Below are 13590 nucleotides of genomic sequence, written 5' to 3'. Positions count from 1 at the left end.
AGGCCTGCGGCTTTTTTAATTCTTACCACACCATCATTTCGCTCTGGTTTAGGTTTGAACTTAGGGGCAGACTTTGTTCATCACTATCGTAAAATCCCCTTCTGCGTAGCCTTCTACTAAAGAGACATCCTCACAAAGTGATTTACAGAAGCGATATACGCCCTGAGGGTGATAACTCATCAAGGTATTACGTGAAGGATATTGGCTTGAGTTGAGAAGATTAAAAATCACCGTCTGATTCGCCAATTCATACATGCGAGTAATCATGTTTGTCAGGTAGTCGGAATCACGAGAGGTATAATTCAGTGAACCACTAGCGATAACAATGTCGTGGGCCTCAAGGTTCATTTTGCTCATATCACCAGACAAAAACCGACAACGATCTTCTGTGTAGTTTTGCTTCTCCTTCTTTAGAAAGCCTGCGTGTTGGTCAACACCGGTGTAAGATTGAATGTGGTAGATGCAGTCGAGCAATTCAAACAGCTCTCCATAGCCACAACCCAAATCCAAAACACTCTTCTTTTCAAAGTCGGCCGAGCGCGCAATGACTTCGAAGCGACACAGTTGGCTCTCTTCGTTAGTCCAACCTAATGCTTTAGCCTTATCGCCGTTCGAGCGGTTTGTTTGCTTTCGGTGGTACCAATACACCTTAAAACGATCACGCCAGTGCATTATGAGAAATCTACCCACACTTCACGACCACCAGCCAACTCTTGGTTGTGATATTGCCATTGATATTGTGCGAGCAGTTTTTCGGTTAACTCTAGCCCTAGACCAAAGCCAAGATTATTATCTTCTACCGTGCCGTCGGTGTTGTGGTTAACAATAGTGACTTTTGAACCGACTTGAACCATATCCACAGTACCGCTTCCTGTGTGTTGGAAGGCATTACGAATCAAGTTAGTTAATACGATTCGGGTTAACCCGACTGGTAACTGGCACTGTGTGTCATCGCTCTCAAGGTTCACGACTACAGCCTTGCCATTCAATAGATAGGTTAGGTCATGGTTTATCTGTTGCAGCATATCGCCAAGATGTGTGTTTTGTACAGGCAGGTCTTTGTCTTGTTGTCGCGTTAGCCACAACAAGGTTTCTGTCAGGTCTGTCATGGTGAAGCCTGCACGCTTAATTCGATCTATCACTTCAAGCTGCTTTTCTGGGCTCTTACCTTTCTGAATCAGCTTTTCTAACAGTTCACTGTTGGTTCTTGTTACCGCGATGGGTGTGCGTAACTCGTGACTCGCGTAACCTAAGAACTTCTGCTCTCGTTCTAAGCTGCTTTGAACCGAACTTAAGCTGTCACGAATGATGTTAGCCAAGGTGTTCAGCTCACTGAAATGAAAATCGGGAGTCGGTTCACTCAGGTTATCTTGGTCTAACGACTTAGCCCAATTCTTTAGCTGTTCTACAGGCGATGCCACCTTACGTAATACCAGAATCAGAATAACAACGAACAGCGCAATCGTGCCTAATGCGGTCAAAAAAATCGTCACAAAGTGCGGAAGCCCTTCTTCGTTTTTGAAGGGATCGTGTTTTTGACTAAACACCGCGGAAACATAACGAACCTCATCACCTTTCATCACCTTCATGGCGAAGTACCCTTCCTCTGGCGGTGAGAATATGGATTTCCCAATGACCATTTTTGTGATGAGGTCGAATTGGAGTTCATTCTGCTTAAGGTTGTTCTGGATGCTTTGTGGAAGATCGCTCCATTGAGTTGCTACAGTAAATTCTTGATTGTTCATCGGTTTGCCCGGTTTCACCGCGTCTTGCTGAGCTTGAGCAATCATAGAACCACGCATCGCGATATCCATACCCGAGACAAAGTATTTTACGCTCAATGCAGACAGAACCAGAATCGTCGTGACACCTGTAACCAGAATCACCAATAAAACGTAGATCCTTAAACTTGGTCTGATCTTCATTCTTGTCGTAACTCCTTAATCGCAAAGCCTTTGCCCGCAATGGTATGCAGCAACTTATTGTCTTGTTCAGCATCAACTTGTTTACGTAGGTTGAAGATATGCACTTTTAAGCTATTACTGTCGGGCTGATCGTCGCCCCACACGCCCTGCATGATCGTCTCTCGTGAAACAGGATTGGGACTAGAACGCATCAACACCTCTAAGATTTTGAGTGCAGTTGGAGAAAGCTTGAGAGGTAAATTCGCGCGATAAGCTTGATGTTGTTTAAGGTCGATCTCCAAATCACTCACCGATAAGCGGCTCACCTGGCCGCTGCGTCGCTTTGCCAATACTTGCGCTCGAACAATCAACTCTTCCATCGCAAATGGTTTGATCAAGTAATCATCGGCACCTTTAGAAAAACCCGTCAACTTATCATCAAGCGTGTCACGCGCCGTCAGCATCAATACGGGTGTATCAATGCCCTGTGCTCGCAAGTTCTCACACACCTGCAAGCCATTCATTTTGGGCAAGTTAAGATCGAGAATTACCGCATCATAGCGGTTGGTTTCGATAAGGTTGAGACCAGCTAGACCATTCGCTGCGTGATCGCATTGAATATCTTCTAAATCGAGGTAATCGATGACAGCCGTCGCCAAATCAAGGTCGTCTTCAACCAAGAGCAATTGAAGCTTATCTGTGAGTTTATTAGTGACGGATTCTGCCATCATGACGACCTCTATTGTTAGTTGTATTGTGGCTGGTAAGGTGCGCTTCTGTAATGAACCTAGACCGATGTAGCAGAGGCTCACTCGGCAACCATCAGCCTAGATATCATTAGCTTAGCCATTGTTAAGCTGTTTGTTCAACGCCTTTGACTCGATTTGTGACTTTAAGAATCAGCGACTTAATCTCACACTGAATCATTAATAGTGCAGGTGTCAGAATCAGTGTAATAAAGGTCGCAAACAAAATACCGTAGCCTAGTGCCGCTGCCGCTGGAATCAGGAATTGAGCCTGCAAAGACGTTTCACTTAATAGTGGCGTTAAACCTGCGAACGTTGTCACCGATGTAAGTAATACGGCTCTCAGTCGACCTGAACACGCTTCAACAATAGCATCGTGAACTGACTTACCTTTTTCTTTGATTAGCTCGTTAAAACGAGAAACCAACAACAAGCTGTCATTCACCACCACACCGCTCAGCGCAAGAATACCGTTTAACGATAGGATACTGATTGTTAAGTCATTCCACCAGTGTCCTAAGATTGCGCCAACAATACCAAAGGGAATCGCCGTCATGATGATCACTGGCTGAATGTAAGACTTCAGCGGGATAGCAAGCAGCGTGTAAATGGCGATCATAGCGAGCACAAAAATACTCATCATCGAGCTAGCCGTCTCTTCTTGCTCTTCCGTTTCGCCTGCAAAATCGACCGTTAGCCCCGGGTATTGTGCTTCTAGATCCGGTACTAATGTGTCTTGCAGCTGACGAACAAGCTCTGCCGGTGCCACCACGTCTTTATCTAATACTGCACTGATATATACCGCGCGTTGGCTATCAATGCGTGTGATCTCTGATACTTGGTAATCTGAATGTACTTCCGCAACCGTACTCAAAGGCACCACGGTACCGTCGTTGGTTCTCACGCTTGATTGCTTAATATCCGCAATGGTTTGGCGATCCGATTCTGGGTAACGAACTCGAACTTTAACCTCATCTTTACCACGTTGGAATTGCTGAACGATGTCACCACCAAACGCCTGTAATACTTGCTGTGAAAGGCTTGCTGTATCAAAACCTAATGCACGGCCTTGCTGTGTTAATTCGAAACGATACTGAGGTTCGCCAAGATCCAAGTTATGATCAATGCCACTCACGCCGTCAATAGATTGCAGCTTGGTTAAGAACTCATTGCCTGCCGCAGTCACTGATTCTTCATTCCACGCTTTCAGTTCTACTTTGAAGTTGTCGACCATCTCCATTTTAGACAAGATTTTGAGCTTCTTAACCCCTTCCATTTGGCCAACAGCCTCTTGCCATGCGTTTGCAAACTCGTTCGATGTGTAAACACTGTCGCTGTCCAATTCAATTTTCACTTGGCCAGAATCATCGGCATCGGCGATAACCTGAAGGCTTAACAGTTCCGATGCTTCATCTTGAGCACCGTATTGCGCCCTCAATGTTTCATCTGTTTGTGTTGCCGCCGCTTCAAGTACTAATAAGTTTTGTTGTGTTTGGCCAAAGCTCGCATCGTTTTGCATCGACATATCAGCAGTCACCGTGTCACCCGGCATATCAGGGAAAAACGCCACACGAACCGCGCCCGTCATTGGTAATCCTGCTACTAAGATTAGTAGCGACACGAAAACCATCACCACGGCGTAACGCAGTTTCAGCGCCCATTCAATCACAGGGCAGTAGATGCGCTTATTGAACCAACCTAATCCTGTATCGGCAGCGTGTTGAACACGAGCCCACAGCCCCTTCTTCTCACTGCGCTTGGTATTAATGTGTGCAAGGTGCGATGGCAGAATAAATTTAGACTCAACCAAAGAGAGTAACAAACAGATGGTCACGACCGTGCCGAACTGAGCATAAATCTGCCCCATTTTGCCTTCAACATTAGCGAGAGCTAAGAAGGCAACGACGGTCGTTAACACACCAAATATGGTCGGTGACGCCACCTTCATAGTGCCTCGAATGGTACTGCCTATCGAGTCGCCTTCTTCTTTGCGCGTGGAGTAGATACTCTCCCCGACCACCACAGCATCATCGACCACTATCCCGAGCGCCATAATGAAACCAAAGGTGGTCATTTCATTGATGGTTAACCCTATAAAGGTGTCGGTCATGAAGAACATGGTGCCAAAAAAGACAAACGGTAAGCCCGCTGCTACCCAGAAAGCGACACGCACGTTAAGGAACACTGCTAACACGATGAATACCAAAGCGATACCGGTGAGCGCGTTCTTCACCAACAGGCTCAAACGGTCTTTGATCATAGTACTTTTGTCGTACCAAGTTTCGATTTCGACATCGCTAGGTAGCATGTTGCTGTTTTCCCAACGATCTACCACTTTCTCTACTTGCTCAACAATGCTGACGACGTCTCCGTATTCATCCATTACAATCTGAATCGCCATCGCATTCTGTTGGTTATAACGAGACAGCATGAAGGTATCGTCGGCAAACATGTCTTCGACGTTGGCAATGTCACCCAGTGTAATTTGAGTGCCATCAGTGGTCGTCATCACCGGAATTGCATTGAAATCTTGGATCTCATACGCCTGTTTCGACACCTTCAAACGAACCGTTTTTTCACCGTTGCGAAGGCTAGTAGAGATTGCAGCAGAAGATTCAGCATTGATCGCTTCTGAAACGTCAGTCAGAGTTAAACCGTAAGCTTGTAGCTTGTTCTCATCAACCTCGACTGAAATCATAGGATCAGCCTTGGCCTTGATTTCCAGATCGCGAATCGAAGACTGACTCAGTAAATCCGACTTAAGTTGCTCGGCTAAGCTTTGAAGCGTTGCTCTGTCTGCATCCCCATAAAGCTGTACCCATAAGGCGTGATCTTGCATACGAGCCTTATCAATCACTGGATTATCAGCGCCTGCAGGCAGGTTATTGATTGCATCAACCTTGGTTTTCACGTCGGCTAATAGGGTATCAAGATCGTAAGTGCTCGTTTTCTCAATCGAAACATGGCTACCGTTGGCATCAGAAGTCGACGTTATACGCTTAATGCCCGGCACGGTTTCTAACGCATCTTCGATCTTAATCGCGAGCCCTTCTTCCGCCTGAACAGGGTCACCACTGTCATAGGTCACCGACACTGTCACCACATCAGGTTCAAGGCTTGGAAACGCCTCTTTACGCAATGAGTTCAGTGATAACAGACCAATGATGATCACGCCCACTAACAGTAAGTTTGCCGCCACGGAGTTGTTCGCGAACCATGCGATAGCGCCAGTATGTGGCTTGCTTGGCGTCTGGTTACTGCTCACTTGATTATTAGGTTTCCAATCATGAGACATGATTAACTCTCCGCCTTAGCTAGAACGACCATGCCCGCTTTAAAGCTACTTAACGGACGCTTAACCACTTGAACACTATCGTCAATGTCCACACCCAGTTTGGTTGGGTCGATGTAAATCAAACCGCCCTTTTCAAACTCAACATCCGCGTTTGATTTAGAAAGCTGACCGTTGTCATCGACAAACCACAGGTCACCCTGCTGCGAAAGTGCAGAAGCCGGAAGCTCCCACAATTGAGTTAATTGCTTGCCAGAGATCGTTGCCTGTACGAATGTGCCTGGGTAAAGATCTTTCTCTTGCTCCAAAGGGTTGTCGACTTTAACGATCAATGAACGCTGACGCGTATCTTGCTGTAAGTGCTGCTCTACTCGCTCCACATAGCCTTGCCATTGGAATTGACCATCAGAACTCGACAGAGTCACTGGCCACGGCTGCTCTTTCAATTGCGTGTTATCGCTACTTGGCAGGCTCAACCATTGGCTTTCTGAAAGAGGCACAGAAACTTCAACCTCGTCGATGCTGTATAACGTAGCGATCTGTGCGCCCGTTTGTGCGTAGCTTCCCGGTTGAACATCACGACTCACGACCAACGAATCAAAAGGGGCCACCAAGGTTGTTTTTTCGAGGTCTTGTTCAGCCTTTACCAATTCAAGCTTAGCGTTTTCGAGAGCTGCTGTTACTTGTGCCAGTTGTGGCTCACGCAATACCAAAGGTGAATCAGGCTCGCCAGACAAACCAGAACGTTGCCATTCAGACTTAGCTTGTTCGCCTTGTCTTTGTTCTTCCAATAAATCCAGTTGAGCTTGAGCCACATTCGCCTTAGCTTGCGTTACCGCTTGTTGGTAACTGGTCGAATCAATATTGGCGATCACCTCACCTTGGCCAATCACTTGCCCAGTTTCAAACTGCGAGCTGATCGTTTCTACTCGGCCACCGACTTCTGTTGAGAACATCAACTCGTAACGCGACTTTGCTTCGCCATAACCCACCACTTCGGCTTGGTAGTCACCCAATGTTGCGAGTACCACAGACACTTGTTGCTGCTGTGATGCAGCCAAAGTTGTCGTTTCAATAGACTGAGTATCAGCAGACATAGCTTGAGACTCGGAAACCGTGAGTTCATTCGCCTTCTGAGGTGCTGGAGCAACTTGAGAACCGTTGTAAGCGAGGGCTGCAAAGATGCTTAAACCAGCAACTAGAGTGATGGCAATTGTGATGGTATTCAGTTTCATGAAGATACTCCCAAGCCCAGAGCTAGGCCTAAATCAATTCGGTTTACGAGACGGTTATAAATGGTTTGTGTTAGCTGCGCTTCAAGGTCATAGGTTTGTTGCTGAACAGAAAGTAGATCAAAAATGTCGACCAAACCCTGACGGTATTTTTCTTCATAGCTGGTGAAGCTGCGTTGTGCGCTCACCAAGGCATTGGCGAGATGTTGCTGTTGAAGTGTGAGTGACGACTCTTGTCCCATCGCGTTTTCCACTTCATTCACCGCACTAAGCAGCGTTTCTTGATAAGCCCAGTAGCTGGTTTCTGTGGTTAGGCCTGCAATCTCAGCTTGTGCTTTCAGCTTGCCACCTTGAAACAGTGGTGCTGACACTTGCCCCAGAGCGCTCCACAAAGGTCCAGTCAGCAAGGCTTCACTCGGAGAGTCCGCCATATCGGTTAGGCTCGCTGATAGGCTGATCGATGGCAGCATCGCTTTGTATGCCGCATCTGCGCGCAATGCTTCTGCTTCGATGTTGAAGAAAGCAGCTTGAAGATCCGGACGTCCTGCCAAATCTTGCGTTGGCATATTGTCTAGCGGATTAATGATGGTTGGGAATGAACCAAGTTCAGCAAGCGATAGCTCATCAGATTCACCACTCCACTGCCCAGTTAACAGAACCAACTCGCGTCGGCTTTGTGCAAGCTGCTCGCGATAGTCAGCTAAAGTTGCCTGAGTCGATGCACTGCTTGTTTTCGCGTTATCCAGATCTTCAAGGCTACCTAGCCCTGCGCGGTAACGTTCTAAAACAAGCTCTTCGTTGTTTTCTAGAATCACTAAGCGCTGCGTTTCAATATCTACTAGCTGCTGCTTCAAACTGATATCAAGCCAACCTCTCATCACACTCGCGACCAACAGATCCTGAGCGCCCTGAAGGTTAGCCTGAGACGTCGCTATATCTTTTAAAGCGGCGTTGTTTGTATCTGCAAGCTTCTGCCATAGGTCGAGTTCCCAACCAACCGTTACATCTGTGGTATAGGTTTCAGTGGTGCTTGAACCGTTGGTACCTTCGTCCGCTTTACCTGAAAAACTCGCGTCTACGGTGGGTAAGCGGTCGCCAGAGGTCACACCTTGTTGTGCATAGGCTATTTTGAGCGCAGTGATGCTTTGTTGAAGGCTTGGACTGTTCTGCAGTGCACGCTCGATATAAAGATCGAGCTCGGGCGCATTCACTAAATCGGTGAGCTGCAATTTATCAGCTTGCAGATCTTGGTCATTAGAAGCCGTTTGATTCGAGGCTTGTTCATCAGCAGTTTTCTGGATCAGCTCTGAGAGCAAGCTTTGCTGCGTTTGGTTGGTGCTTTGTTCGGCTAGCGATACGTAATCAGCCTGACTGGTTGAAGTACAACCGATCAAACCAACTAGAGCCAGCGCGATAACGGAATGTTTTAAAGGAAGATTCAATTTCATCTTCTTGTCTCCTGTAAGAATGGAGACAAGATAACGAGCTTGGGGTTAAGGGAAGGTTAAGACGAACGTTAACCCTAAAGAAAATGCATAGAGCGTACGTTTAAACTTCTAATTTACGCTTCTGACTTGCTTGAGAAGAGTCCACCGATCTTATAACCAATCGCATAACAAACCACAGCAATCGTCACAAACACCAATGCCGAGAAGAAGTACGCCACCGATGCTGCTACGCCAGTGCCCCACACGACGCTAAACACCAAGCCGAGATAAGCCTCTTGCGGCCACTGAGAGATAGGAAACTGAGTACCACCAGCAATAAGATAAACCATCGCAAACAAGCCGATAAAGGCGGTGATAAGACCAATGAGAACGCGCATGTTCATGGGAAGACCTTTGATTTATTAGACTTGGTTGCTTTTGTTCTGGTGAAAACCGATTGTTCTTAATCGAAGCCGAACGTTACTAATCGCAACCTAATGATATTCAAGTATATCGGATAAAACAGGCTTGCTCTATTACTCTTCCGAGTGAGCGTAAAACGCAATAGAAGCGATAAGAGTGATGACTAAGTCCGAATGAACTTAACGAGCAGGCATGAAAAAACGGACACCCTTCTTACGTAAACTCCGTAAGTAAGGTGCCCGTTTCTACTGAATCTAGCTGTTCTTTCTAAATCTAGCTTAAAGCAGGATGAAGATACCCGCTAAACATGCACTCATTAGGTTTGCTAGCGTACCAGCAGCTACTGCTTTCAAACCTAGGTTAGCAACTTCAGCACGACGCTCTGGCGCCATCACACCGATAGAACCCAGCTGAATCGCGATAGATCCGATGTTAGCAAAGCCACATAGAGCAAATGTCACAATCACTTGGCTGTGTTCAGATAACAGTGCTTTGTTCTCAACAAAGTCGATGAAAGCAACAAACTCGTTCATTACGATCTTCTGACCGATGTAAGAGCCCGCCATCAATACTTCATCACTCGGGATACCAATCAGCCACGCTAGTGGTGAGAACAGGTAACCGAAAATAGCTTGCAGCGTAATACCCGCAAAACCGAACGTCTCACCTAGGCTTTCTAAGCCCGTATTCACCATCGCAATCACACTCACGAATGCAATCAACATAGTACCAACAGCCACAGCGACTTTCATACCGTTCATTGCACCACTTGCCAATGCATCGATCACGTTGCTTTGGTCTGCTTTATCTAGTTCGATATGGTCGTAGTCACTTGGTGTGCTGCGCTCAGGAACAATGATCTTCGCCATTAACAGACTACCCGGTGCAGCCATGAAGCTTGCGGCAATAAGGTATTTAAGTTCAACACCTAAACCAGCGTAACCACCAAGGACACTACCAGCTACCGACGCCATACCACCTGCCATTACAGCAAACAGTTCAGAACGAGTCATAGACTTTAAAAAAGGACGAATAAGAAGAGGAGACTCACCCTGAGAAAGGAAGATATTACCTGTCGCAACAAGAGATTCAGCTTTACTTGTACCCAGCAGTTTTTGCACCGCCCCGCCCAAGATTTGAATCACTTTCTGCATGATACCTAAGTAATAAAGCGCAGAGATCAAAGCACTGAAGAAGATAATGATTGGAAGTACGCGAACCGCGAAAATGAAGCCTTCAGTTGCAAGGTCACCGAAAAGGAAAGCGATACCAGCGTCTGCAAAACCAAGTAGGCTAGAAACGCCATTACTTAGACTTGTTAACGCCAACTGTCCCCATGGGAAATACAATACTAAAGCAGCAAAGCCAATCTGAAGTAATAGAGCACGAGAGACCGTTTTCCAGTTAATCGAAGAACGACTTTCAGATAGCAGGTACGCGCAAGCAATCAGTGCAATAACACCGACAAAACCAAATAGAATATTCATAATGTGTCCTAGTAATCCTTATAGAGTGAACATGAGCCAAGCAAATGACATCAAAGGAACAGGACAAAGAACCGCAAGCAAAACGCTACGCGATGAAGGAGCTAACAGAGTTAGCGACTGTAACAACGAGTTGTTCATGTAAAAATCACCTTATACAAGCAGTGGAACGTAGCTGGTCCGGTCCGTGGGGTCATTCACATATCCATGTGACGGCTTGTATTGGCTAAGCACCGGCTTAAAACCGGAAGAGAAGTATAAACAGTTAAGTGAGACTTTCATCACATTTTTTAACGCAAACGATCGCGCGGTCAAAAAACACACAAAATCGAACTATTTACCGTGATAATCCATTTTACCAGCAATAAATAAGAGAAATAAAAACGCCATTAAAACAAAAAGCCACATAAAGTGGCTTTTTCAAAATATGTTAGAAAGTGGAATGACTAGTTTAGTAGTGCACTTTTCACTTCAGCATCTCGAAATATCTCTTCAAAGCGCTGTTTGTAGATCAGTTGCATCTCATTGATGATTGCACCGCCATCAGGCACATCATTCTCCCCTTGGAAGTTTTTGCTGAGTAGCTTCTTACCAGCTTCATCATAAATAATCACATTAACGTTGTACCAAGAATTGTCCGTGAACGCGTGAAAGTCATACTTCCATTCATTCAAGACGAACATCATTGATTTGTTGTCGAACGCTTTCATCTGCTCGGCAACCTTAGTGATATCCTCTTCCGGTGTCGTCTCAACAGACTCAACGGCTACTTGCTGTTTTTTCAAACCTGCCACCAATCTGTCGGTTAAAAACTGAGACATGGGCTGCTGTGTCGCCGTGTTGTAGGTATAAGGAATACCTAAAGAGCTGCGAATAATACCCTCGAACTTTGGCTCTTTATCGTGATCGAGAACGTATGGTCGCTTATCAATCACAGCGATGGTCAGCGCTTTTTCTTGCGGAACTTCATTGAGTTGAGGTGCACTTTGCTCTGCGGTTAATACCGTTGCACAACCGGAAAGCCCTAGCGATACTGCAGCAAGCAGCAAACTGACGAGTTTTTTCATTAGATTTACCTATCTTATTGTTTTGAATAGCTGTTCTAACAAAAATTGTCTTAGTGAGTAAACATTCAGAAATCAATATTTTATATAATTCTCATTTATATAAATTAGCTCACACATCGGGTCAAATTTATTGAGTCATCACCCAATAACCCTTCAATAACAGGGACTTGTAACGGAACGTTATGAAATGAACAAATTATGTTCAAGCTATATAGAGCACTGAGTAACCTCTCGGTTAATTCTGTGTGATTATTAGCAGTTTTCTGTGCGATGCCTCATGCTCGTCCTGAAGATGATGTGAATGAAGCATCACTGCAAGTGACCGTATTCAAGAAGGGTGTTGATTTAGAGTCAGAAGACAACGGCGACGTTTACCTTTCGATTACTCTGGCGGCGATGGACTCAGATAGCCACATCCATACGATTATGGCGCTATCAGAGTTGTTCCAAAATGATGATGACATTATCGCAGCGGAAACTGAGCAAGCAATCATCGAGATCTTAAAGCGATACTAATCTCGATCTAAAGATCCTGAAAGCCTCCATTAAAAAGCGATAGCCTCGGCTATCGCTTTTCTGTTTCTGGTGCTCAGTCATTTCCACCGAGTATGAGTGAAAGCATCATACCTCGAAAGCATCAATGGCGTTAGAACGCGTACATTCGTTTATCTGTTGATAATTCAAAGCAATATTGCGCGTGCTTATTAAGGCATTCAAACACTTCTCGATCCAACTTAAAGTTATCAACGTGGTCCCTCAAAATAGCCATCGTCTGTTCTAGCGTCATACCAGCACGATAAGGGCGAGACTGAGTCAACGCTTGGAACACATCCACCACAGCGACTATTCGGCTCGGTTGATCCAGGTGTTCAGCCGTTTTACCCGTTGGGTAACCCGAACCGTCTAGCCTTTCATGATGATTCGACGCCCACTCACAAATCTGAGGTGAACTAAACAACTCTTGCAGTGCGAACCTTGTATCCGTTGCATGGCGCTTAATACAGCAATACTCCTCATCAGCGAGTAGGTCTGGTTTGTGGAGGATATCACTTGGCGTTTGCAGCTTACCGATATCATGTACTAGCCCTGCTAAATAGAGCTTACGCTGCGTTGTATATGAGTAACCCAGTTGCTTAGCTAAATACTCTGAAAGCTGCCCTACCTTCAACGAATGCTTAAAGGTAAACGAGCTCTTGGTATCAACAACATTGGCAATGAATTCAGCGAAGGCGACCGTCTCATCCAGCGACATTTGCTGGGAGAAGAAAGGTACAGGTTCAAAGTTATCCCTCATGTTTTCAATGTAAGGGATCTCCATCGAGAACCAAAAATCATCCAAATCGACCAACTCACACATGTGTTGGACAAGGTTGGATTCGAACATCTCATCCGCTTGTTCAGTTAAGCGTTCAATGATGCTCGCTTTGCCATCGAGTGTGAGGTTTCCATAACGATCTGAAGAAGTGATGCCATACAAGTAGTCGACCCTATCGGCCAGCATCACGATGGCAGCTAATTCTTTTTCTAACTCGCTAATATGAATAGCCTTTAACTCAACCCAAGGGGTGTGATGATAAAGCACTGGCTTAGCGAATATAGAAAGAACCGGGCACTCTTTTAGTATTTGGTAGCCCTTTTGACAATGATGGTAACTCGAGTCAGGAATGAACCCTGAAACCAAACTACGCTGCTCATCAACTTGAGAGACACCACAGTCGTGAATTAACCCCAATGAGAACGCAAGTTGCGCTTGTTCTTCTTCCCATCCTACACTCAGAGCACATCGATACGCGATGTAACCCACCCTCTGTCCATGATTTTTGCTTTCGAAACCGACGTTATCAAGCGCCTTAGCAATACCAAATAGAGCCTTCCTTAGGTCTACGGTCACGTCCTGGCAATGTTGATTCATTAATTAAGCCTAGATTTTTTATAGTTTTTATATATTTAGGCTGCCAATACTAATGCATACTTAATGATTATATACACAACTATTGTAAGGTTTAATGAGTTTC

The 13590-nt window shown here is 45.6% G+C and carries 10 protein-coding genes and 1 pseudogene; 1 reads left to right on the top strand and 10 read right to left on the bottom strand.

Annotated elements, in window-relative coordinates; all coding sequences use genetic code 11:
* Positions 1-60: 60 nt before the first annotated feature.
* The 9 genes from L1D22_RS07405 to L1D22_RS07365 form a co-directional block, all read right to left on the bottom strand.
* The gene (locus tag L1D22_RS07405; protein WP_239829234.1) at positions 61-672 is read right to left on the bottom strand and encodes a class I SAM-dependent methyltransferase; all 612 of its coding nucleotides are present in this window, start codon (positions 670-672) and stop codon (positions 61-63) included.
* Complete coding sequence (locus L1D22_RS07400; protein WP_239829233.1) at positions 672-1925, bottom strand: HAMP domain-containing sensor histidine kinase; 1254 nt, start codon at positions 1923-1925, stop codon at positions 672-674. Before L1D22_RS07400 ends, L1D22_RS07405 begins: the two co-directional genes overlap by 1 nt.
* Positions 1922-2632, bottom strand: a complete 711-nt coding sequence (locus tag L1D22_RS07395; RefSeq protein WP_239829366.1) for a response regulator transcription factor — start codon at positions 2630-2632, stop codon at positions 1922-1924. Before L1D22_RS07395 ends, L1D22_RS07400 begins: the two co-directional genes overlap by 4 nt.
* Before the next feature lie 124 nt (positions 2633-2756).
* A complete protein-coding gene (locus tag L1D22_RS07390) occupies positions 2757-5945 on the bottom strand; it encodes an efflux RND transporter permease subunit (RefSeq protein ID WP_239829232.1) in 3189 nt (1062 codons plus the stop codon).
* A 2-nt stretch (positions 5946-5947) separates the two neighbouring features.
* The gene (locus L1D22_RS07385) at positions 5948-7177 is read right to left on the bottom strand and encodes an efflux RND transporter periplasmic adaptor subunit (RefSeq protein WP_239829231.1); all 1230 of its coding nucleotides are present in this window, start codon (positions 7175-7177) and stop codon (positions 5948-5950) included.
* The gene (locus L1D22_RS07380) at positions 7174-8622 is read right to left on the bottom strand and encodes a TolC family protein (protein WP_239829230.1); all 1449 of its coding nucleotides are present in this window, start codon (positions 8620-8622) and stop codon (positions 7174-7176) included. Before L1D22_RS07380 ends, L1D22_RS07385 begins: the two co-directional genes overlap by 4 nt.
* Positions 8623-8735: 113 nt before the next feature.
* The gene (locus L1D22_RS07375; RefSeq protein ID WP_055319859.1) at positions 8736-9005 is read right to left on the bottom strand and encodes a hypothetical protein; all 270 of its coding nucleotides are present in this window, start codon (positions 9003-9005) and stop codon (positions 8736-8738) included.
* Between the two features lie 297 nt (positions 9006-9302).
* A complete protein-coding gene (locus tag L1D22_RS07370; protein ID WP_146492737.1) occupies positions 9303-10511 on the bottom strand; it encodes a NupC/NupG family nucleoside CNT transporter in 1209 nt (402 codons plus the stop codon).
* 443 nt (positions 10512-10954) lie between these two features.
* Complete coding sequence (locus L1D22_RS07365) at positions 10955-11575, bottom strand: hypothetical protein (RefSeq protein ID WP_239829229.1); 621 nt, start codon at positions 11573-11575, stop codon at positions 10955-10957.
* Positions 11576-11842: 267 nt separating this feature from the next.
* On the opposite strand from L1D22_RS07365, the pseudogene L1D22_RS07360 reads away from it, so the two are divergent.
* A pseudogene (locus L1D22_RS07360) lies at positions 11843-12091 on the top strand (PTS sugar transporter subunit IIA); the annotation flags it as partial.
* Between the two features lie 130 nt (positions 12092-12221).
* Here the strand turns inward: L1D22_RS07360 and L1D22_RS07355 are convergent.
* Complete coding sequence (locus L1D22_RS07355; RefSeq protein ID WP_239829228.1) at positions 12222-13487, bottom strand: HD-GYP domain-containing protein; 1266 nt, start codon at positions 13485-13487, stop codon at positions 12222-12224.
* Positions 13488-13590: the final 103 nt, after the last annotated feature.

Source organism: Vibrio sp. Isolate34, from assembly GCF_022397915.1.
Taxonomy (GTDB): Bacteria; Pseudomonadota; Gammaproteobacteria; order Enterobacterales; family Vibrionaceae; genus Vibrio.
Note: the sequence above shows the minus strand (reverse complement) of the source record. Positions and strands in the feature narration are given on the sequence as shown.

Bases quoted from the DNA above. Each gene is read 5' to 3' on its own strand.
- L1D22_RS07405 (WP_239829234.1), bottom strand. From the start codon at position 672: ATGCACTGGCGTGATCGTTTTAAGGTGTATTGGTACCACCGAAAGCAA.
- L1D22_RS07400 (WP_239829233.1), bottom strand. From the start codon at position 1,925: ATGAAGATCAGACCAAGTTTAAGGATCTACGTTTTATTGGTGATTCTG.
- L1D22_RS07395 (WP_239829366.1), bottom strand. From the start codon at position 2,632: ATGGCAGAATCCGTCACTAATAAACTCACAGATAAGCTTCAATTGCTC.
- L1D22_RS07390 (WP_239829232.1), bottom strand. From the start codon at position 5,945: ATGTCTCATGATTGGAAACCTAATAATCAAGTGAGCAGTAACCAGACG.
- L1D22_RS07385 (WP_239829231.1), bottom strand. From the start codon at position 7,177: ATGAAACTGAATACCATCACAATTGCCATCACTCTAGTTGCTGGTTTA.
- L1D22_RS07380 (WP_239829230.1), bottom strand. From the start codon at position 8,622: ATGAAATTGAATCTTCCTTTAAAACATTCCGTTATCGCGCTGGCTCTA.
- L1D22_RS07375 (WP_055319859.1), bottom strand. From the start codon at position 9,005: ATGAACATGCGCGTTCTCATTGGTCTTATCACCGCCTTTATCGGCTTG.
- L1D22_RS07370 (WP_146492737.1), bottom strand. From the start codon at position 10,511: ATGAATATTCTATTTGGTTTTGTCGGTGTTATTGCACTGATTGCTTGC.
- L1D22_RS07365 (WP_239829229.1), bottom strand. From the start codon at position 11,575: ATGAAAAAACTCGTCAGTTTGCTGCTTGCTGCAGTATCGCTAGGGCTT.
- L1D22_RS07355 (WP_239829228.1), bottom strand. From the start codon at position 13,487: ATGAATCAACATTGCCAGGACGTGACCGTAGACCTAAGGAAGGCTCTA.